The following is an 18,810-nucleotide window of genomic DNA, read 5'->3' as shown; positions in this document are numbered from 1 at the left end:
CACCTGTACGCGATCGCCTGGGACGACACCATCTGCACCGCGGACGGGAACGACGCGACCGGCAACTGGAGCCCGTTCATGCTGGTGCCGGGCAACAGCGCTATCCAGCAGATGTCCGCCACCTCGGGCGCCCGACCCCGCCGGGGCGACCCGCCCCGCGGCCCGCACGCGGACCGGACGTCACAGGCCCGGCCCGGGGAATCGCTCCCCGGGCCGGGCCCTTTCCGTGGCCGGCCGGCGCTCAGCGGTCGGCGGCGGTCCGCACCGGGTTCTGCTGCCGCAGCGAGATCCGGTTGCCGTCCGGGTCGGTCGCCTCGATGCGGATGCCGAACGCGTAGTCCTCCGGCGCGGGCGCGTCGAAGACGACCCCGCGCTCGCGCCAGATCTCGAAGTCCTTCCGCAGGTCGTCCGACTCCAGGACGAGCGGGCCGGGCACGCCCGCGTCCTCGCGATCGGCCGGCTGGCCGGCGGCCGCGGCGTGCGACCAGAGGATGATCTCGAACGGGTGGCCCTGGGCGCCGACGGTCAGGAAGCGGCCGTCGGGGCCGGGGTAGTCGATGCGCTTCTCCAGCCCCAGTTGCTCGGTGTAGAACCGCAGCGCGCGGTCCTGGTCGGTGACGTAGACCGTGACGTACATGACCCTGGTGAGCACGGTGTTGCCCTTCTTCGGTGGTGTCGTCCTTCTGCCTCCCTGACGGATCCCGGCCGCCCCGTGTGACAGCGCGCGGCACAGGAAGTCGGCCGGTCCGACTTTCCACTCCGCGTCCGTGTCGCCGGGCCCGCCGTTGCGCCGCTCCGCGCCATCGCCTCACTACCTTGAGCCGCACCGGCGGGGCCGCAACGGGGTGGTCGCGCCGCGAGCGAAAGGGAGATGGGCGCATGAAGCGACGCACCGCAACCGTTCTCGGGGCCTGGCTGGCGGCGGCCGCCCTGGCCGTCGGGGTCCCGAACGCCGCGTACGCGGCCCATGGAGTGCTGATCATCGACGGTGCCGCGTTCCCGGAGCCGAGCGGCTGCCTCCCGCTGGGCGACTTCGTGCCCCCGACGGTGGCGAACCTGACCGACTCGGCCGTCCAGGTCTGGACCGGGTCGGGCTGCACGGGCCGGATCGAGCACGTCATCGTCCCCGGCGAGTTCTACGCGCCGATCGCCGGCCGGAGCGTCTACGTCCCCTGACGCCCGGCGAGGGGTCCTGGCGCGGGAAGTCGGCCCATCCGGCGTCCTGCGCCGGTCCATTTGACAACTTCGGTTACCAAATCCGCACCTGGCAACTATGGTTGTCGTCATGACGAAGCCTCGGATCACTCCCGATGAGCAGGCCGAACTGGCGCGCGCCCTCCTCGACGCCCTCAATCCGCTCGCCTCGGCCGTCCGCGCCCGGGCGACCGGACAGCCCGAGCACCGCATGTGGGGCGGCGACCCGGCCGAGGTGGCGCTCGGCGTGCTCGCCGCCTGGAAGGTGGTGGACGCCGAGGTCAAGCGGCTGACCGAGATCGCGGCCGGCACCGCCGGCGGGTACGGCGCGAGCTACGAGCAGCTGGGCGCGGCCTGGGGCATCACCCGCCAGGGCGCCCGCAAGAAGTGGCCCGACGCCGTCCCCCGCCCCTCGGCCGCCACCCCGGCCCCCGTCACCTTCGAACTGTTCGGCGGCGAGGCGGAACTGACCCAGGACCGGGCCACCGGCCACTGGACCTGGACCGCCCGGGCCGCCGACGGCTCCCTCGGCACCCCCGCCCCCGACGCCGCCCCGTGCACGAGCCGCGAGGAGGCGGCCGCCTACGCCGGCGCCCACCTCCGCGAGTCCGCCGCGCCCCGGGCCTGAGCAGGCAGGCCTGCCGCCTGCTCCGGCGGCAGGCCTGCTCCGCGGCGGCCCCGGCTAGAGCCGTAGTGGAGCCGGGGCAACCGGTCGCCGCACGGCGACCCGTCCTCGGACCGACGCGCACGTCACAGCGTTCCCCCCGTCTCCGTGACGGACCACGGAACGTCCCACATCGAGAGATCCCCCGCCTGCTCCCCGACGGCGTCGCCGAGGGTGTCCGCCCCCGCGGACAGCCCGGCGTACAGCGTGTCCCAGTTCTCGAACACGTCGGTCCCCCCCGCCTGCTGGTTCTGCGGCCGCCCCCCCGTTGCCGGCCGCCCGAACTCATGCATACGTTTTCCCTTCCCGGTTACAGGGACGGTGGCCTGTCGAGCGACCACCGTCCCGCGAGGCTCCTCTCTGGCGCCCCGACCCGGGCCCGCGGGCCGGCCGCCCGGCCGGCTCGCGCACCCTAGACGCGGACCCAGTCACTCAGTCGGCTTCCCTGCGCGGCAGCGGGATCGGCGCCGTCCGCGCCCGCTCGTTCGCCCGCTTCAGCTCGCGGGACACGGTGGACGCGGAGATCCCGAGGGTCTCGGCGATCTCCGCCCCCTTCCAGAGCCAGATGTGGTGGAGTTCCCAGATCCGCGCCTGCCGCTGGTCGCCGATCGCCTTGTGGACGATCCGCAGCAGCTCCTCGAACTCCAGCCGCGCACCCGGGTCGCCGGTGCCGGGCTCCCCGGCGGTCGCGGGCCGGCTCCCCTCGGGGATCTCCGCGACCGGCTCCTCCCGGCGGGCGGCGGCCGACCGCCAGTGGTCGATGGCCATCCGACGCGCCACGGTGGTGGCGTAGGCGATCACCGGCCGGTGGAACACCGTCCCCTTGCGGACCTCGTTGATCACGACCATGCAGGTCCTGGCGGCGATGTTCTCGGCCGTCTGCTCGTCGTGCGTCATCTCGCGGAGACTGGTCACCAGGCGCGGCAGGAGGTCGCGGACGAGCTCCTCGAGATGCGCCTCGCTCATCGGCGCCGACGGGGACGGGCCATGAGCGCCCGCCCCTTCCGACTTCGCCATGGGCGTCCTTCCGTTGGACTTCGCGGGGGTGGTCCGTCGCCATCCCTCACTCCTTCGACGATGCCGAACTCGCTTTCCTTGCAGGGATGTCGGTGGCAGCGCGAGCGCCCCGGCCTCGTCGAGGAGGCATGAGGTACTCCATGGTTCCCCCCGCAGCGCCGCACACCGTCCTCCTCGGCGAGGATCTGACGGGCTGGCGCACCGCGCTGCTGGCCGCGTTGCTGTCCGCAGTCCTCCTCGACCTCACCACCGCCGTGGTGCGCGACGCCCTGCTGCGCGTCCCGGGCCTCCTGCTGACCCTGCTCGTCGGCCTGCGGCTGACGAGGTCCGCCCGGCTCCGGCTGCTGCCGCGGTGGCGGGCGGAACTGTCGCGGCGGCTGGCCCCCGGTCCGCACCGGCACCGCCGCTACCTCGCCGCCCTGTGGTTCGTCCTGACCCTCGCCCGGGGTACCCGCCGCAGGGCTTAGGTCCGGGGACCGATGGCCGGAGGGGCGGCGTCCGCTTGGATGGCGGTGTGGACGAACCCTCGAAGAACCCCGAAGGCCTCACCGCCGCCCAGGTGGCGGCGTACCTCGACCGGATCGGGGCCGGGCGGCCCGGGCGGTCGGGCGCCGCCGAGCTGGCGCGGCTGCAGGAGGCGCACCTGGACGCCGTGCCGTTCGAGAACCTGAGCATCCACCTCGGCGAGCCCGTGGTGCTCGAACCCGTCGCGCTGCTGGAGAAGATCGTCGACCGGCGGCGCGGCGGGTTCTGCTACGAACTCAACGGCGCCTTCGCCGCGTTGCTGCGCGCGCTCGGCTACCGGGTGGATCTGCTCGCCGCCCGGGTCTTCGCCGGCGCCGAGCCCGGGCCGCCGTTCGACCACCTCGCGCTGCGGGTGGAGGCGGACGGGTCGGCGTGGCTGGTCGACGTGGGCTTCGGACGGTTCACCCGCCGGCCGCTGCTGCTCGACGAGCGCGGTGAACAGCACGACCCGGCGGGCGTGTTCACCATCCTCCCGAGCGGCACGGCCGACGACCTCGACGTCAGCCTCGACGGCGAGCCGCAGTACCGGCTGGAGCGGCGTCCGCATCCGCTGGCCGACTTCGTGCCGACCTGCTGGTGGCAGACCACGTCCCCGGACTCGCACTTCACCCGGGGGACCACCTGCTCCCGCCCCACCCCGGACGGCGGCCGGATCACCCTCACCAGCACCCGCGCCACCGGCGGCACCCGCCTCCTGCGCACCGCCCCGGACGGCACCCGCACCGAGGAACCGCTCGCCCCGGACGCCGCCCTCGCCGCCTACCGCATCCACTTCGACATGCCCCTGGACCGTCTGCCGAAAGCCCCCTGAGCCCGACGCCCAGCCGTCGGGCGGCGTGGCCGGGTGGGGCACATCGGCCCGGGATCCGCCGGACCGGGCGGCCGGGGCGAGCGGATCGCGCCGCGTGCGCTACAGCAGGCCGAGGTGGTCCAGGCCCAGGTAGGCCGGGCCGACGTCGGAGAGCCGGCCGCGGCGCAGCACGGTGGACCGGAACTCCGCGAGGTCCATCAGCACCACGTCGATGAACTCGTTGGGCTCGTGCGCGAGCCGGGCGGTGGGGGTGCAGTCGGTGGCGACGTATGCGTAGCGCACGCCGTTGGAGTAGGCGTCGTGCCAGGTGGCGGTGACGAGTTCGACGTCGCCCCGGTAGCCGGTCTCCTCGGCGAGCTCGCGGGCGGCGGCGGCCTCGGGGGACTCGCCGGCGTCGACCACGCCGCCCGGCAGCTCGTACAGCACGGCCTGCGGGCCGGGCCGGAACTGCCTGGTCAGCACGATGCGCCGGTCCGTCGTCAGGGCGACCACGGCCGCGGCCGCGTACTCGTTGGCCAGGTGGTAGACCTCCTCCCGGCCGTCCGGCATCGCGAAGGTCACCCGGTCGGCGCCGCGTCCGTACGCGCGGTGGATCGGCTCGCGGTGGAGCTCCCGCCAGTGTGCGTCACCCATCGGGGCGGGCTCCTTCGGTGGGGCGCGCCGACGGCGCGAACGGGTGGCCGGGGGCGCGCACGGCGTGGTGTGCAGGCGCAGAATAGCCGCGCGCCGTCCGCTCCGGGGGGATTCGCCGGAATCAGGCGTCGCCGCCGGCCGTGCGCCATATGCTGCGCGAGGCGCGGCCGGCCCGCCTCCCGGGTGGCCGTGAACCGTTCAACTCCGTTTTCCGGCAAGGTGGTTCACTCATGAGGCAGACGAGTCGGCGCAAGGACGACGGCGAGGTGACCTTCGAGCCGGTGACCGTCCTGTCCTTCGAGCCGCAGGATGACCTCCGGGTCGACGCGGACGGTCGCGTCCTGCTGCTGAGCGAGCCCGCCAGCCTGACCCGGATCCCGGTGCGGATCGCCCGCGAGGACATGACGGTCAAGCACGTGGCGGGCTACTGGGTCACCTGGGCCGAGTGGTTCGGTCCGGACGACATCCGCAACCACGCGCGCTGGGTCCCCGACGAGGAGTACGTCCAGCCGGACGAGAGCGGCCTCGACGGGCGGCTGGAGGTCACGGTGTCCGCGTACTGGGCGGTGGAGATCGAGCCCCGCCGGGCGCGGCTGCGGACCAGCGAGGCCGTGGTCACCTTCCCGCCGGGGGCGCGCATGCGCGAACTCGTCCTGGAGCGCCCCCAGCCGCAGCACCCGGCCACCCTCGTCGTCCACCTGGCGCGGGCCCGCTGGGCGGACGGGTACGGCGGGCGGGTGATCCACCACGGCTTCGCGGGTGAACGCGAGGGCGTCGCGGGGGAGGGGGCCGGCTGGCGGGGCGAGCCCGTCCACCGGTACGCGGAGTGCGCCACCGGCCACCTCCCGGGCGTGGCCGTCCGCTGAGCCGCCCGGCCGCCGGACCCCAACCTCCGCCCGACCCCAACCCCGCCCGCCCGACCGCCGGGCCGCTCAGCCGAGCGCCGGGTCGCCCGCCGGCCACCCCGCCCGCAGGCCGATCCGGCGGGCGGGGGCGCCGGCCCAGATCTCGCCCGGACCGGTCGAGCGGGTCAGCACGGCGTTGGCGCCCACGACGGTGCCCGCGCCGACGGTCAGCACGCCCTCCTTGCAGATCACCTTGGCGCCCGTGCACAGCACCGCGCCGTCCTCCACCACCACCCGCCGCATCGCGCTCCGCTCCTGCGGCACCCACGGGTCGGCCCGTCCGACCGTCACGCCGTTGTACAGCGTCACCCCGGCGCCGAGCGTGGTGTACGGGTGCAGCACGGTGCCGAAGCCCCGGTGGAACACCACGAGGCCCGGCCCGATCTCGACGGCGGCCGGCACCTCCATCCCGTACAACGCGAGCGCCTCCTGGACCAGGCGGCCCAGGAGGCGGTGGCGGCGGCGGTGGATCAGCGCGGTGACGAGTGGCATCCACCCATTGTGGCGACGGCGCTACGGCGAGTCACGCGCGCCCGGCGCTACTTGACGTCCGGCACGGCGGTGTCGTTCTTGAAGGCGTCGAAGACCTGCTTGGCCTTCGCGGTGTCCCACTTCACCGCCGACTCCCCGGTGTTGGTCTTGAAGTCCGGGTTGGCGATCGGCACCGTGATGCTCTTGCCGCTGCCGCCGTTGACGTCCTTCATGGCGAGGAACAGCGAGCCCAGGTCGGTCAGCCCGGCGTCGTCGTCGACGATCAGCGTGCCGAGGCCGGAGGAGACCAGCGGGTAGAAGGTGAACGGGTTGAGCACGGTGGCCGGGGAGGCCGCCTGCTTGGCCAGCGCGCCGAGGAACTTCTGCTGGTTGCGCATCCGGCCGAGGTCCTGGTCGGCCATCTGGTGGCGCTGGCGGACGAAGGCCAGCGCCTGGGTGCCGTCGAGGTTCTGGCAGCCGGCCTTGAGGTCGAGGCCGGAGTCCTTGTCCTTGACGTCCTGCTCGATGCACATGTCCACGCCGCCGACCGAGTCGACGATGCCCACGAAGCCGGCGAAGCCGATCTCGGCGTAGTGGTCGATGCGGATGCCCGTGTTCGTCTCGACGGTCTGCGCGAGCAGCTTGCCGCCGCCCGTCGCGAACGCCGAATTGATCTTCGCGGTGGTCGCCTTGACGGGCTTGCCGTTCTCGCCGGTGTGCTCGGGGATCGGCACCCAGGAGTCGCGCGGGATGCTCATCAGGGTGTTCCCGTTGTCCCCGACGTGCAGGATCATCATCGAGTCGCTGCGCTTGCCGCCCGCGTGGCCGGTGTGCAGGTCCTCCTCCTGGGAGTCGGACAGGCCGTTGCGGCTGTCGGAGCCGACGATCAGCCAGTTGGTGCCCTTGCCCGCGGCGGGGCGGCCGGGGTAGTCGGCGAGCACGTTCTCGTGGTTGAGCTTGGAATCCGCCCAGAACCAGGTGGAGACCGTGGTGACCATCAGGGCGATCAGCACGCCGAAGACCGACCACTTCACGATCCGGCGCCGCGGCCAGCGCGAGGACCGGGCGCCGGCCGGCGCCTGCGGCCCACCCGGGGATATCGGCCCGCCCGGTCCGCCCTGCCCACCGGGCCCACCGGCCCCGCCCGGCGCACCGGGTCCGCCCTGGGCCGGCACACCGCCCGCCCGGCCCGGCTGCCCCTGCCCGGGGCCGTAGCCCTGCGCCGGCCCGTACCCGGGCGCCTGCGGCTGCCGGGCCTGCTGGGGCGGCTGCGCCTGCGGCTGGGGCTGCCGGGGCGCCGGCGCGCCCGGCCCGCGCGGGTTCAGCCCGGCGGGCAGCGGCGGCTCGGCGCCGCCCCCGCGCCCGTACGCGGGGCCCCCGCCGCCGTTGCCGCCGCCGTACGGGTTCCCGCCGCCGCCCGGGCGGCCCTCCTGCCACGTGTTCATGTGGGAGAGGATGCCCGACGCCGCGACCCGTGACTCCCCCCGGGGCCCCCACCAGGGCCCTTGTAGCAGTTTTGATGCACGCGCCGGATCGTTCCGCGGCACGGTGCCGACGGTCACCCGCGCTCCGCCTCCCCGGCCGAACCGCTCGCACCCCCGTCTCACCATCCGTCTCACCAGGTGTTCGCCTGGCGGGACGAACCTTGACCGTCCGGAACGGTGCGTGTTTGCATGACTGCCATGGATCAGCGATGGACCCTCACGCGTCGGCGGCACGTCGACCTTCTGCGTGTGTCCTGTTCGCTCTGTTGTGGCTGACGCGCGCCCGTCGAACCCCACCACTCCTCCTCTCCTCCCTTCTCGACGCTGCCCGCGCAGCGCGCTCACCGCTGCCCGCCGGTAGGCCGGTCCCCGTCCGCCCGGCCGGCGCCGGCCGTGCCCGGTGAGCGCCCCGTGCTGCCGGCGCGCCACTCCGCTTCCTCCCCGAGGTGAACCCATGGCCACCGTCCTGTCCGTCTCCGGCTCCCCGTCCCCGACCTCCCGCACCACCCGCCTGCTGCGCCTCGTCGACGCCCGGCTGGAGGAGCGCGGCCACCGCGTCGTCCCCTTCGAGGTGCGCGGCCTGCCCCCGCACGCGCTGCTCTCCGCCGACCTGTCGCACCCCGAGCTGGCGGCCGCCCTGGAGCTCTTCGCCGAGGCCGACGGCGTGGTGATCGGCACCCCCGTCTACAAGGCCGCGTACTCGGGCCTGCTCAAGGCGCTGCTGGACGTGCTGCCGCAGTACGCGCTGCGCGACAAGGCGGTGCTGCCGCTCGCCACCGGCGGCTCCACCGCGCACGTGCTGGCGGTGGACTACGCGCTGCGGCCGGTGCTCAGCTCGATGGGGGCCGACCACATCACCCAGGGCTGGTTCGTGCTGGACCGTCACATCACCGTCCGGGAGGACGGCGCCACCGTGATCGAGCGCGAGACCGATGTGCTGCTGCGCCCCGTCGTGGACGCGTTCGCGGCCGCCCTGGAGCGCCGCTCCGCCCCGGCCCTGGCGTCCTGACGCCCCGTCCGGCGCCCCGCGCGCCGGAGCCCGCACCACCCCGTGCCCCGTCCGGCGAACCGCCGGGCGGGGCCTCCTTACGGGCGGACCCTGACGGGCCCCGGCCGGACCCCTAGGGGGAGGGGGCCGGTACCCCGTACAACTCCGGTTGGGCCGCTTCCTCCCGTCGGATGACGAGGGGGAGGGCCCCCGACTCCTAACGTGGATCACGTCCCCGCCCGTCCGAGGCGGACCCGATGCGGTCGGGTCCGGGTCCCCGGTTCACCGGCAGGGTGAAGCTAACTCCCGGTCGAAAACTATCCCCTGCGCGATGTCGCCGGACGGGTGGAACGGACGAGGCTGGGGGCAACGGGTGGGCCCACTTCTTAGGAGACGACAGTGACGACGGCAGCAGCAGCCGTGTTCGACCCCCAGCTTCCCGGCGGTGCCCCCGCCGTCGCCGCCTCGGCTCGTCAGGTGACCAAGTCCTACGGCTCCGGCGAGACCACGGTCACCGCCCTGGACGCGGTCGACGTCGACATCCAGCGCGGCCGCTTCACCGCGATCATGGGTCCCTCGGGTTCCGGCAAGTCGACCCTGATGCACTGCCTGGCCGGTCTGGACACGGTGACCAGTGGGCGGATCTGGATCGGCGACACGGAGATCACCGGCCTGAAGGACAAGCAGCTCACCAGGCTGCGCCGGGACAAGATCGGCTTCATCTTCCAGGCGTTCAACCTCCTGCCGACGCTGAACGCCCTGGAGAACATCACCCTCCCGATGGACATCGCCGGCCGCAAGCCCGACCAGGCCTGGCTGGACCGGGTGGTGGACACGGTCGGCCTCTCCGGCCGGCTCAAGCACCGCCCGACGCAGCTCTCCGGCGGCCAGCAGCAGCGCGTCGCGGTGGCCCGGGCGCTGGCCGCCCGCCCCGAGATCATCTTCGGCGACGAGCCCACCGGGAACCTCGACTCCCGCTCCGGCGCCGAGGTGCTCTCCTTCCTGCGCCGCAGCGTCGACGAGCTGGGCCAGACCATCGTGATGGTCACCCACGACCCGGTCGCCGCCGGTTACGCGGACCGCGTGCTGTTCCTCGCCGACGGCGTGATCGTCGACGAGATGCACGCCCCCACGGCCGACTCCGTCCTCGAACGCATGCGCCGTTTCGACGGCAAGCGCACCAGCTGAGCGGGCGGGGCGGACAGGACCATGCTGCTCAAGACGTCACTGCGGAGCTTCCTCGCCCACAAGGGGCGGATGCTGCTCTCCCTGATCGCGGTCGTGCTGTCGGTCGCGTTCGTGTCCGGGACGCTGGTGTTCTCCAACACCGCGACCAGCACCTTCGACAAGCTCTTCGCCTCGACCGCCTCCGACCTCTCCATCGGGCCCGCCGAGCCGGAGTTCGGCGACGACCCGCGGGGGAAGACGCTGACCATACCCGCCGACAGCGTCCGGAAGGCCGCCGCGATCCCCGGGGCGAGGACGGCGGTCGGCCAGGTGCGCGTGGAGAGCGCCACCCTGGCCAACCCGGCCACCAACAAGCGGGTGGGCCCGACCAGCGGGGCCCCGACCATGGTCGGCAACTGGACGGACACCCCGCGCAACCCGGTCGAGATCACCTCCGGCCACTCGCCGCAGGGCGCCGACCAGGTCGTCCTCGACGCGGACACCGCCAAGAAGGCCAAGCTCGGCCTGGGCGGGAAGCTGCGCGTGATCACCGGCGACAAGCAGGACTTCACCATCGTCGGCATCGCCACCTTCAAGACCACCAACCCGGGTGCGGCACTGGCCTTCCTGGACACCGCCACCGCACAGAACGTCCTGCTCAGGCAGAGCGCGTTCACCTCGGTCGAGGTGTTCGGCGACGGCAGCCGCACCGACGAGCAGCTCAAGTCCGACGCGCTGGCCGGGCTCGGCGCCGGCTTCCAGGCGAAGACGGCCGCCGAGCAGAAGGCGGACGGGCAGAAGAGCGTCGGCTCCTCCCTCGACTTCATGAAGTACGCGATGCTCGGCTTCGCCGGCGTCTCGCTGCTGGTCGGCGGCTTCCTGATCATCAACACCTTCTCGATGCTGGTCGCCCAGCGCACCCGGGAGATCGGCCTGCTGCGCGCCGTCGGCGGCAGCCGCAGCCAGGTCAACCGCTCGGTGCTGGTGGAGGCGCTGCTTCTCGGCGCGGTCGGCTCGACCCTCGGCATCGGCGCCGGCCTCGGCCTGGCGGTGGGGCTGATCCAGCTGATGAACGCGGTCGGCATGCACCTCGACGCCGGGGACCTCGCCATCGGCGCCGACGTCTTCATCGCCGGGTACGCGGTGGGCGTCGTGATCACCGTGCTCGCGGCCTGGATCCCGGCCCGCCGGGCCGGCAAGATCACTCCGATCTCCGCGCTGCGCGACCACGGCACCCCGGCCGAGGCCCGCTCCAACACCGTCCGGGCGGTCATCGGCCTGGTGCTGACGGCCGGCGGCGGCGGGCTGCTGGTGCTGGCCGGCAAGGCGGAGAAAGCGGCCACCGGCGGCCAGTACATCGGCCTGGGCGTGCTGCTCACCCTCGTCGGCTTCGTGGTCCTCGGCCCGCTGCTGGCCACGACCGTGGTGCGGGTGCTCGGTGCCCTGCTGCCCGCCCTGTTCGGCCCGTCCGGCAAGCTCGCCCAGCGCAACGCGATGCGCAACCCGCGGCGCACCGGCGCCACGGCGGCCGCACTCATGATCGGACTGGCGCTGGTGATCGGCGCCTCCGTCTTCACCTCCTCGGTGATCAAGTCCACCAACGACCAGATCGACCGCTCGGTGGGCGCCGACTACATCGTCACGGCCGGCCCGAACGGCGTCTCCGCGGAGATGGTCGACGCCGTGCGCAAGACCTCGGGTGTGGACCACGTCACCGAGCAGAAGTTCCTGCCCGCGCACTTCACCGCGTCGGACGGCAAGACCTCGGAGAAGGGCGTCTCCGCGGTCTCCACTCGGTTCACCGAGGACTTCCGGCTGCCGGTCAAGGCCGGCAGCGCCGACTCCCTCAAGCAGGGCTCGCTCGCGGTCGGCGAGGACTACGCCGAGGAGCACGGCCTCAAGATCGGCGACAGCGTCAAGATCGACTACGGGCAGGGGCGCGTCCAGTCGCTGCCGGTCGGCGTCATCATGACCAAGGGCAACTCGTTCTTCGACGGCAACACGTTCGCCTCGCTCGAAGCCGTCACCGAGGCGGTGCCGGCCGCCGACCAGCCGGTGGCCGACGTGGCCTTCGGCACGGCCTCCGCCGGGGCGGACGTCGCCAGGACGCTCACCGCCCTGGAGGACGCGCTCAAGGAGTACCCGCAGGTCTCGGTCCGCGACCAGGCCGGCTACAAGGACCTCGTCCAGGAGCAGGTGAACACCCTGCTCTACATGATCTACGGCCTGCTCGGCCTGGCGATCGTGGTCGCGGTGCTCGGCGTGGTGAACACCCTGGCGCTCTCGGTGGTCGAGCGGACCCGTGAGATCGGCCTGCTGCGGGCGATCGGGCTCTCCCGCCGCCAGTTGCGCCGGATGATCCGCCTGGAGTCGATGGTGATCGCCCTGTTCGGCGCCGTCCTCGGCACCGCGCTCGGGCTGGCCTGGGGCGTCACCGGTCAGCGGGTGCTGCGGACCCAGGGCCTGGAGTCGCTCGCCGTGCCGGTCACCACGATCGTCTTCACGCTGGCCGCCTCGGTGGTCATCGGCCTGCTGGCCGCCCTCATCCCGGCCTTCCGGGCCGGGCGGATGAACGTCCTCGCGGCGATCGCGACGGACTGACCGGGTGCGACCCCCGGATCGGGGGATCGGGGGTCGCGCCGGGGACAGGGGGAACGGGGAGGGCAGGGGCGGGGTGCCGTGCGCACCCCGCCCCTCGCCGTTCTGCGCGAACGGGCAGGGTCAGGGGCAGATGATGTCGCTCGCCCGCTCGACGACGGCCGTCTCCGCCCCGTCCGCCGCCCCGCTGCCGTCCGGGTGCGCCCCGCCCGCCGGGCCGGACGGTGCCGCCCTTGGCGCCGGGGGCGGGGGGGCCGGGACCGGCGACGGACCGGTCGCCGGGTAGTCCGTGCCCGCGTAGAGCTGGAGGGTCGTTCCCAGCCCCGGCACCGGCGTCAGCTCGGCCTCCGGGACCGCGGCCGCCAGCGTCCGGGCCGCGTCGGCCCAGTGCGGGTCGTAGCGGATCACCGTCCGCCCCGACGCCGTGCCGGCCGGGGCGTTGGCCGGCGTCCCGGTGGCGGCGAACCCGGCCCGGCGCAGCTCGGAGTCGACCCGGGCGGCCATCCCCGCCACACCGGCCGCGTTGAACACCTGGACGTGCACCTGCTCCGGTGGCACGGCGGCCGGTGTCGCCGCAGCCGTGGCCGCGGCGGCCGTGGCCGCCGCCGCAGCGGCAGGCGCCGCGGGCTCGGCCGTCTCGTCCGTACCCCCGTCCGTACCCCCGCCCGTACCCCCGCCCGTACCGCCGGCACCGTCCGTCAGCGGCCGCCCCTCCCGGACGGCGTCGAACAGCTCCCGCGCCCGCTCCTTGTCCCAGAGCACCGTCGACCCCCACCCGGAGACCGGATGGTCCACCGAGGCCAGCGGCACGGTCGCGAAGTCGGCCTGCCCGGCCGTCAGGTCCTTCATCCCGGCCGCCAGGGTGACCAGGTCGTGGGCCGTGAGCCCCTGGTCGGCCTTGACCGAGCCGAGCAGGCTGTCCGACACCCGGGCCAGCCGGACCGGGTTGAGCAGGGTGCCGCCGCTGGTCACCTCGTTCAGCAGCTCGGCGACGAACTTCTGCTGCCGGTGCATCCGCCCCAGGTCGGAGCTGCCGTCCAGGTGCCGGGCGCGCACGTACTTGAGCGCCCCGGCGCCGTCCAGGGTGCTGGTGCCGGCCGGCAGGTCCAGCCCCGAGTACTCGTCCTTGAGCGGCTTGGCCGTACAGACCCGGACCCCGCCGACGGCGTCCACGGCGGCGACGAACCCGGCGAAGTTCACCTGCAGGTAGTGGTCGATCCGCAGCCCGGTGTTCTGCTCGACGGTGGCGACGGTCAGCGGCGGCCCGCCCAGCCCGTACGCGGCGTTGATCTTCCCCTTGCCGGCCGGGACCTCCTTGCGGGTCGCCGGGTCCCGGTGGGCGGGGATGTCGACATAGGAGTCGCGCGGAATGCTGATCACACTGGCCCGGGACCCGTTCCCGGCGAGCTGGACGATCATCATCGTGTCGGTGCAGTGGCAGGACTCGCCCCCCGCGTGCAGCACCGTCTTGAGCGTCTTCTCCGGAATGCCGTCGCGCTCGTCGGTGCCGACCACCAGGAAGGTGGTGGAGGCGTCGTCGGCCGGCCGCGGCCGGTCGCCGGTGAAGGCGTCGACCCGGTCGATCGACCCGATGCCGCGCAGGGCCGCCCAGCCTCCGCAGGAGGTGGCGAGGACGGCGAACGCGATGCCGGCGGCCAGCCGGCGGGGCCAGCGGCGCCGCCGTCCGGGCGGGGCGCCGTCCGGGCCTCCGGACTGGGCGGAGAGCGGGGAGACGGGCATCTCTCGGATGGTAGGGGCGCCCGCGGTCGGGCCGGGTGAGGGCGCGCCGGGGGTGGGGGGTACGGTGGGCCCCGATCGGTGAAACGTTCCTCCTGGATGCCCTCCGGCGAGGCGGAACGTCTCGTCGGCGATCCTTCGCACACGGCCGCCCCCGGCCGGGCACAGCGGCCCAGACCGGGACAAGACGGCACCCCGCCCACACCGGTACGGTTGGCCCCGATGAACACCAAGGCTGCTGAGGAGCTGCCGGCGGTCTCCGTGATCATGCCGGTGCTCAACGAGGAACGACACCTGCGCACGGCCGTCCGGCACATCCTGGAACAGGACTACGCCGGCCCGATGGAGGTGGTGATCGCCCTCGGTCCGTCCACCGACCGCACCGCGCAGATCGCCGCCGAACTCGTCGCAGAGGACCCGCGGGTCCGGACCGTGGAGAACCCCACCGGACGCACCCCCGCAGGGCTGAACGCCGCCATCCGCGGCTCCAGCCACCCGATAGTGGTACGGGTCGACGGTCACGGCCTGCTGACCCCGGGCTACATCACCACGGCGGTCCGGCTGCTCGGGGAGATGGAGGCCGCCAACGTCGGCGGCATCATGCACGCCGAGGGCGAGACCGAGTGGGAGAACGCGGTCGCCGTCGCGATGACCTCCAAGATAGGCGTCGGCAACGCCGCCTTCCACACCGGCGGCCTGGCCGGCCCGGCGGACACCGTCTACCTCGGGGTGTTCCGGCGCGAGGTGCTGGAGCGGCTCGGCGGCTACAACGAGGAGTTCGTCCGCGCCCAGGACTGGGAGCTCAACTACCGCATCCGCCAGGACGGCGGCCTGGTCTGGTTCACCCCGCAGCTGCGCGTCACCTACCGCCCCCGGCCCAGCGTCAAGGCGCTGGCCAAGCAGTACAAGGACTACGGCCGCTGGCGCCGGGTGGTCACCCGGTACCACCGGGGCTCGGTCAACCTGCGCTACCTCGCGCCCCCGGCCGCCTTCCTCGGCGTGATGCTCGGGGTGGTGCTCGGCGCGGCCGTCCACCCGGCCTTCCTGGCCGCCCCCGTGGCCTACCTGCTCGGCATCGTCGGCGGGGCGCTGGTCGAGGGCCGGGGCCTGTCGCCCAAGGCGAAGGCGCTGCTTCCGGTGGCCTTCGCGACCATGCACCTCAGCTGGGGCTTCGGCTTCCTCACCTCGCCGCGCTCACTGGCCCGCAAGGTGATCGGCAGCCGCACCCGTTCCGCCGGCGACGTCGTGGCCGAACGCGGCTGACCCCCGCCGCCCGCTTCCCCCGGACCCGCCCTCCCGCCCCCGCCACCAGGCGCCACGGGGCCGGTCGAGGGCGGGTCCGCCCCGTTTCCGGGGAGCTGGGCATGGTGGGGCGTCACCGGAGCCGCCGCCGACGGGTTCTGACGGTGGCTACTTCGCGCAGACGTCGGTGTCGTCGGCCTGGACGCGCTGCAGGTCCTTGGGGGCCTCGGTCACCGGCGTGCTCGGGGTCGCCGCGGCGGCGGCCGGGGCGACCTTGCCGAGCACCAGCACCAGGCCGTCCTTGGCGCCCAGCTTCGGGTCCGCCTTGACCGCGTCGGCGGGCAGGCCCAGCGCGGTGGCCAGCGCCGCCGCCTCGGCGGCCTTCCCGGCCGGGTGGGCGATGGTGGTGGCCGCGGTGACGGGCGCGTTGGCGGCGGTCGCGGCCCGGGCGTAGCCCTTCGCCTGGAGCCGGTCGACGGTCTGCTGCGCCTGCCCGGGCGTCCCGCTGCCGTTGCGCACCGTCACCCGCAGCTCCTTCGCGTCCGCCACCGGAGCCGTCGGAGCCGCCGGAGCCGTCGCGCCCGCCGAAGCGGTCGGCGCGGCTGCGGGCGCCGTGGACGCCGCCGCCGAAGCGCCGGCCGTCGCCTCCGGCGTGGCCGCCGGCGCGGTCAGCGACCGGTCGTTCCCGATCATCGAGAACAGCTGCCCCGCGTCCGGCTGCTTGAGCACCAGCCGGTTCTCGTCCACCGGGTCGTCCAGCACCGGCACGGTGGTGAAGGTGATGTGCTCGGTGTCGACCTTGCTGACGTCCAGCGCGAGGTCCTTCAGCTTGTCGACGCTGCCGATCCCGGAGTCGACGGTGAGCGCCTTGGTGGCGGCGTCCGCGAGCTTCCACAGCTTGGCCGGGTTGGTCAGCGTGTCACTGCTCTTGATCGAGCGGATCATCGAGCTGATGAACTGCTGCTGCAGCGGAATCCGGGTGAGGTCGCCGCCCTGCCCGACGGTGTGCCGGGTACGAACGAAGGCGAGCGCCTCGTCGCCCTGGACGACGTGCCGGCCCTTGCTCATCTTCAGGTGCGAGTCCGGGTCGTTGATGTCCTTGGCCGCGCACACCTCGACGCCGCCGACGGCGGTGGAGAGCGTCTTCACGGCCTCGAAGTTGACCATCACGAAGTGGTCGACCCTGATCCCGGTCATCTTCTCGACGGTCTTCCAGGTGCAGCCGGGGTCGCGGCCCTCCTGGCCGAGGCTGTTGTTGAACATCGTGCGCGTCGAGCCGGGGATGGTCTTCCCGTCGGGCGTCCGGCAGTCCGGGACGGACACCATGAGGTCGCGCGGGACGCTGAGCACCGTCGCGTTGGTGCGGTCCTTGGCGACGTGGAACAGCAGGGTGGTGTCGGCGTGCCCGGCGCTGCCCTCGTCGCCGTACGAGCGGCCCAGCCCCTCCCGGCTGTCGGTGCCGATCACCAGGATGTTCATGGCGTCGCCGACCGGCTTGGGCCGCTCCGCCTCGTCGCCCAGCTGCACCTTGACGGCGGTGATGTTGTTGTTGAAGTGCTGGTACGCGTAGTACGCGCCGCCGCAGCCGGCCACCAGGACGAAGGCCCCGAGGCCGCCGGTCCACTTCAGCAGCCGCCGGCGGCGGTTGCGCCGTGCCGCGCCGCGCGCCCGGCGCCGGGCGGCCCGTCCGCCGCCGGCCGCGGTCTCGGCGGAGTGCTCGGCCAGGTGCTCGACCAGATGCTCGGAGGCGGCCTGGGGCACGGTCCCGGAGGCGGATCCGGCCTGGGCGCGCCGGCGCTGCACGGGGATGCCCCGGGCCGGGTCGGCCGGGGTCCGCCCGGCGTCCGGCGTGGCGCCATGAATGTCCTGCTGCACGGGTGTTCCCCTCCCTCCGACCGGTTCTCGGGCCGACGCGCCGATTGCACGACCGACTCGGACACCCTAGACGAGCCGGGTGGGGGAATTGTTCCTGGTGTGATCTCCGCCATGGTGTGCGACGGCAATTCCGCAGGTGAATGCGGTGCTGGGAATTTCCGGTGAGAACCTTTCAGGATCATGATCCGTGTACGGAATGGTGATCCGATGAGCAGCTGATCCGCTTCATTGAGCGTCAGTGCACCGCGCACGCGTCGACGTCGGCGGTCCGCCCCTCGAACGACGGCGGAGTGCTCACGCTCAGTGACGGACTGGGGGAGGGCGTCGCCGTCCGGGAGGCCAGCGGGGCCGCCTGCGCCGTCGGCGACGGGCCTGTTCCCGGCGGCCGCACGTCCACCGGCCGGTCGTCCCGCAGCGCCGCGAACAGCTGCGCGGTCAGCGGCTGCACGAACTCGTCCCGGTCCGAGTCGAACCGGTACGGCTGGCGGGGCGCCGTCAGGAAGGTCACGTCCGAGGAGGGGATCCCGCGCAGGTCCTGGGTCAGGTCGTACAGCGCGCCCAGCGAGGACAGCCCGCCGTCGGCCCGCACCGAGGAGGTGGCCGCGTCCAGCACCGGCCACAGCTTGGTCGGGTTGAGCAGCACGCCCTGCGACTGCACCTTGCGGATCAGCGCCGCCAGGAACTGCTGCTGACGTCCCATCCGCTGGGTGTCGCTGCCGTCGCCGAGGGTCTCCCGGGCCCGGACGTAGCCGAGCGCCTGCTCGCCGTGCAGGGTCTGCCGCCCGGCCGGCAGGTCCAGTTTGGCGTCCTTGTCGTGGATCGGCTGCGGGACGCACACCTCGACCCCGTCGACGGCGTCCACCATCCGCTTGAACCCGGTGAAGTCGACGATCACGTAGTGGTCGAGCCGGATGCCGCTGAGCTGCTCGACGGTCCGGATCGAACAGGCCGGGCCGCCGGTCTCGAAGGCCGCGTTGAACTGCATCAGCGCGGGCCGGCTGCGGGTGCCGTCGGGCTTCTCGCAGGCGGGCACGCTCACCATGACGTCGCGCGGGATGGAGACGGCGGTCGCGTGCAGCCGGTCGGCCGCCAGGTGGAGCAGGATCGTGGTGTCCGAACGCTGGCCGCCCGCCGAGCCGTAGGAGGCGTTGGCGCCGGTCCGGTCGTCGCTGCCGATCAGCAGCATGTTCTCCGCGCCCCGGGCGCCGGCGGTCCGGGCGGGGCGCTCGGCCTCCAGCCGGGCCAGCAGCTGGTCGGTGGTGGAGTCGGTGCGGATGTTGCCGTCGAGCTTGCGGTAGGCGATCCAGAGCAGCGCGCCGCAGGCGACCAGCAGGAACGCGAGGGCGCCCGCGGTGATGACCAGCCACCGACGGCGTCGCCGGCGGCCGCCGGAAGCCTCCGCAACGGCTTCCGGCGCCGCGTCGCCGGCCTTCCCGGTCGGGGGGCGTTCGGTCGGGGGGTGCTCGGTGTCGTCCTCGGCCATGGCAGGGATCCCTACC

At 73.6% G+C, this 18,810-nt stretch carries 19 protein-coding genes; 10 read left to right on the top strand and 9 right to left on the bottom strand.

Features of this window, described 5'->3' with window-relative positions:
• Positions 1–241: 241 nt before the first annotated feature.
• Positions 242–652, bottom strand: a complete 411-nt coding sequence (locus ABTX81_RS36185; protein ID WP_350554541.1) for a VOC family protein — start codon at positions 650–652, stop codon at positions 242–244.
• A gap of 227 nt (positions 653–879) precedes the next feature.
• Between ABTX81_RS36185 and ABTX81_RS36180 the strand changes: the two genes are divergently transcribed.
• Both ABTX81_RS36180 and ABTX81_RS36175 read left to right on the top strand, forming a co-directional pair.
• A complete protein-coding gene (locus ABTX81_RS36180; RefSeq protein WP_350554539.1) occupies positions 880–1,176 on the top strand; it encodes a hypothetical protein in 297 nt (98 codons plus the stop codon).
• 109 nt (positions 1,177–1,285) lie between these two features.
• The gene (locus tag ABTX81_RS36175) at positions 1,286–1,822 is read left to right on the top strand and encodes a hypothetical protein (protein WP_350554537.1); all 537 of its coding nucleotides are present in this window, start codon (positions 1,286–1,288) and stop codon (positions 1,820–1,822) included.
• A gap of 122 nt (positions 1,823–1,944) precedes the next feature.
• On the opposite strand, the gene ABTX81_RS36170 is transcribed toward ABTX81_RS36175, so the two are convergent.
• Positions 1,945–2,085, bottom strand: coding sequence for a hypothetical protein (locus ABTX81_RS36170; protein WP_350554535.1), 141 nt, complete (start codon positions 2,083–2,085; stop codon positions 1,945–1,947).
• A gap of 205 nt (positions 2,086–2,290) precedes the next feature.
• Entirely contained in the window at positions 2,291–2,824 is a 534-nt protein-coding gene (locus ABTX81_RS36165) for an RNA polymerase sigma factor (protein WP_350554533.1), read from the bottom strand.
• Positions 2,825–3,003: 179 nt separating this feature from the next.
• Between ABTX81_RS36165 and ABTX81_RS36160 the strand changes: the two genes are divergently transcribed.
• A complete protein-coding gene (locus ABTX81_RS36160; protein WP_350554531.1) occupies positions 3,004–3,342 on the top strand; it encodes a hypothetical protein in 339 nt (112 codons plus the stop codon).
• A gap of 47 nt (positions 3,343–3,389) precedes the next feature.
• A complete protein-coding gene (locus ABTX81_RS36155) occupies positions 3,390–4,211 on the top strand; it encodes an arylamine N-acetyltransferase family protein (protein ID WP_350554529.1) in 822 nt (273 codons plus the stop codon).
• A gap of 99 nt (positions 4,212–4,310) precedes the next feature.
• Here the strand turns inward: ABTX81_RS36155 and ABTX81_RS36150 are convergent, their stop codons facing one another.
• The gene (locus ABTX81_RS36150; RefSeq protein WP_350554527.1) at positions 4,311–4,844 is read right to left on the bottom strand and encodes an NUDIX hydrolase; all 534 of its coding nucleotides are present in this window, start codon (positions 4,842–4,844) and stop codon (positions 4,311–4,313) included.
• A 230-nt stretch (positions 4,845–5,074) separates the two neighbouring features.
• Here ABTX81_RS36150 and ABTX81_RS36145 point away from each other — a divergent pair, with 230 nt between their 5' ends.
• A complete protein-coding gene (locus ABTX81_RS36145) occupies positions 5,075–5,710 on the top strand; it encodes a hypothetical protein (protein WP_350554525.1) in 636 nt (211 codons plus the stop codon).
• Positions 5,711–5,776: 66 nt separating this feature from the next.
• On the opposite strand, the gene ABTX81_RS36140 is transcribed toward ABTX81_RS36145, so the two are convergent.
• Both ABTX81_RS36140 and ABTX81_RS36135 read right to left on the bottom strand, forming a co-directional pair.
• Complete coding sequence (locus ABTX81_RS36140) at positions 5,777–6,241, bottom strand: LbetaH domain-containing protein (protein ID WP_350554522.1); 465 nt, start codon at positions 6,239–6,241, stop codon at positions 5,777–5,779.
• Between the two features lie 47 nt (positions 6,242–6,288).
• On the bottom strand, positions 6,289–7,665 hold the full coding sequence (locus ABTX81_RS36135) for an LCP family protein (RefSeq protein WP_350554520.1): 1,377 nt from the start codon (positions 7,663–7,665) through the stop codon (positions 6,289–6,291).
• Positions 7,666–7,893: 228 nt separating this feature from the next.
• Here ABTX81_RS36135 and ABTX81_RS36130 point away from each other — a divergent pair, with 228 nt between their 5' ends.
• The 4 genes from ABTX81_RS36130 (at position 7,894) to ABTX81_RS36115 (ending at position 12,460) form a co-directional block, all read left to right on the top strand.
• Positions 7,894–7,980, top strand: coding sequence for a putative leader peptide (locus ABTX81_RS36130; RefSeq protein WP_350554585.1), 87 nt, complete (start codon positions 7,894–7,896; stop codon positions 7,978–7,980).
• Positions 7,981–8,158: 178 nt separating this feature from the next.
• Entirely contained in the window at positions 8,159–8,713 is a 555-nt protein-coding gene (gene ssuE / locus ABTX81_RS36125) for an NADPH-dependent FMN reductase (protein WP_350554518.1), read from the top strand.
• A gap of 378 nt (positions 8,714–9,091) precedes the next feature.
• Positions 9,092–9,880, top strand: coding sequence for an ABC transporter ATP-binding protein (locus ABTX81_RS36120; RefSeq protein ID WP_502892932.1), 789 nt, complete (start codon positions 9,092–9,094; stop codon positions 9,878–9,880).
• Between the two features lie 21 nt (positions 9,881–9,901).
• On the top strand, positions 9,902–12,460 hold the full coding sequence (locus tag ABTX81_RS36115; protein ID WP_350554516.1) for an ABC transporter permease: 2,559 nt from the start codon (positions 9,902–9,904) through the stop codon (positions 12,458–12,460).
• 120 nt (positions 12,461–12,580) lie between these two features.
• Here ABTX81_RS36115 and ABTX81_RS36110 read toward each other — a convergent pair whose 3' ends face one another.
• Entirely contained in the window at positions 12,581–14,197 is a 1,617-nt protein-coding gene (locus ABTX81_RS36110) for an LCP family protein (RefSeq protein ID WP_350554513.1), read from the bottom strand.
• Positions 14,198–14,416: 219 nt separating this feature from the next.
• On the opposite strand from ABTX81_RS36110, the gene ABTX81_RS36105 reads away from it, so the two are divergent.
• A complete protein-coding gene (locus ABTX81_RS36105) occupies positions 14,417–15,457 on the top strand; it encodes a glycosyltransferase family 2 protein (RefSeq protein ID WP_350554511.1) in 1,041 nt (346 codons plus the stop codon).
• A gap of 147 nt (positions 15,458–15,604) precedes the next feature.
• On the opposite strand, the gene ABTX81_RS36100 is transcribed toward ABTX81_RS36105, so the two are convergent.
• Together ABTX81_RS36100 and ABTX81_RS36095 are read right to left on the bottom strand one after the other, a co-directional pair.
• Positions 15,605–17,311 carry an LCP family protein gene (locus ABTX81_RS36100; RefSeq protein WP_350554508.1) on the bottom strand — a complete coding sequence of 569 codons (1,707 nt, stop codon included), beginning with the start codon at positions 17,309–17,311 and terminating at the stop codon, positions 15,605–15,607.
• 235 nt (positions 17,312–17,546) lie between these two features.
• Positions 17,547–18,794 (bottom strand): LCP family protein, encoded by a 1,248-nt coding sequence (locus tag ABTX81_RS36095; protein ID WP_350554506.1) that lies wholly within the window; start codon positions 18,792–18,794, stop codon positions 17,547–17,549.
• Positions 18,795–18,810 lie beyond the last annotated feature (16 nt).

The sequence above is a fragment of the Kitasatospora sp. NPDC097605 genome, from assembly GCF_040302725.1.
Lineage (GTDB): Bacteria > Actinomycetota > Actinomycetes > Streptomycetales > Streptomycetaceae > Kitasatospora.
The sequence above is the reverse complement of the archived record's forward strand: the minus strand, read 5'-3'. Positions and strand labels throughout refer to the sequence as shown.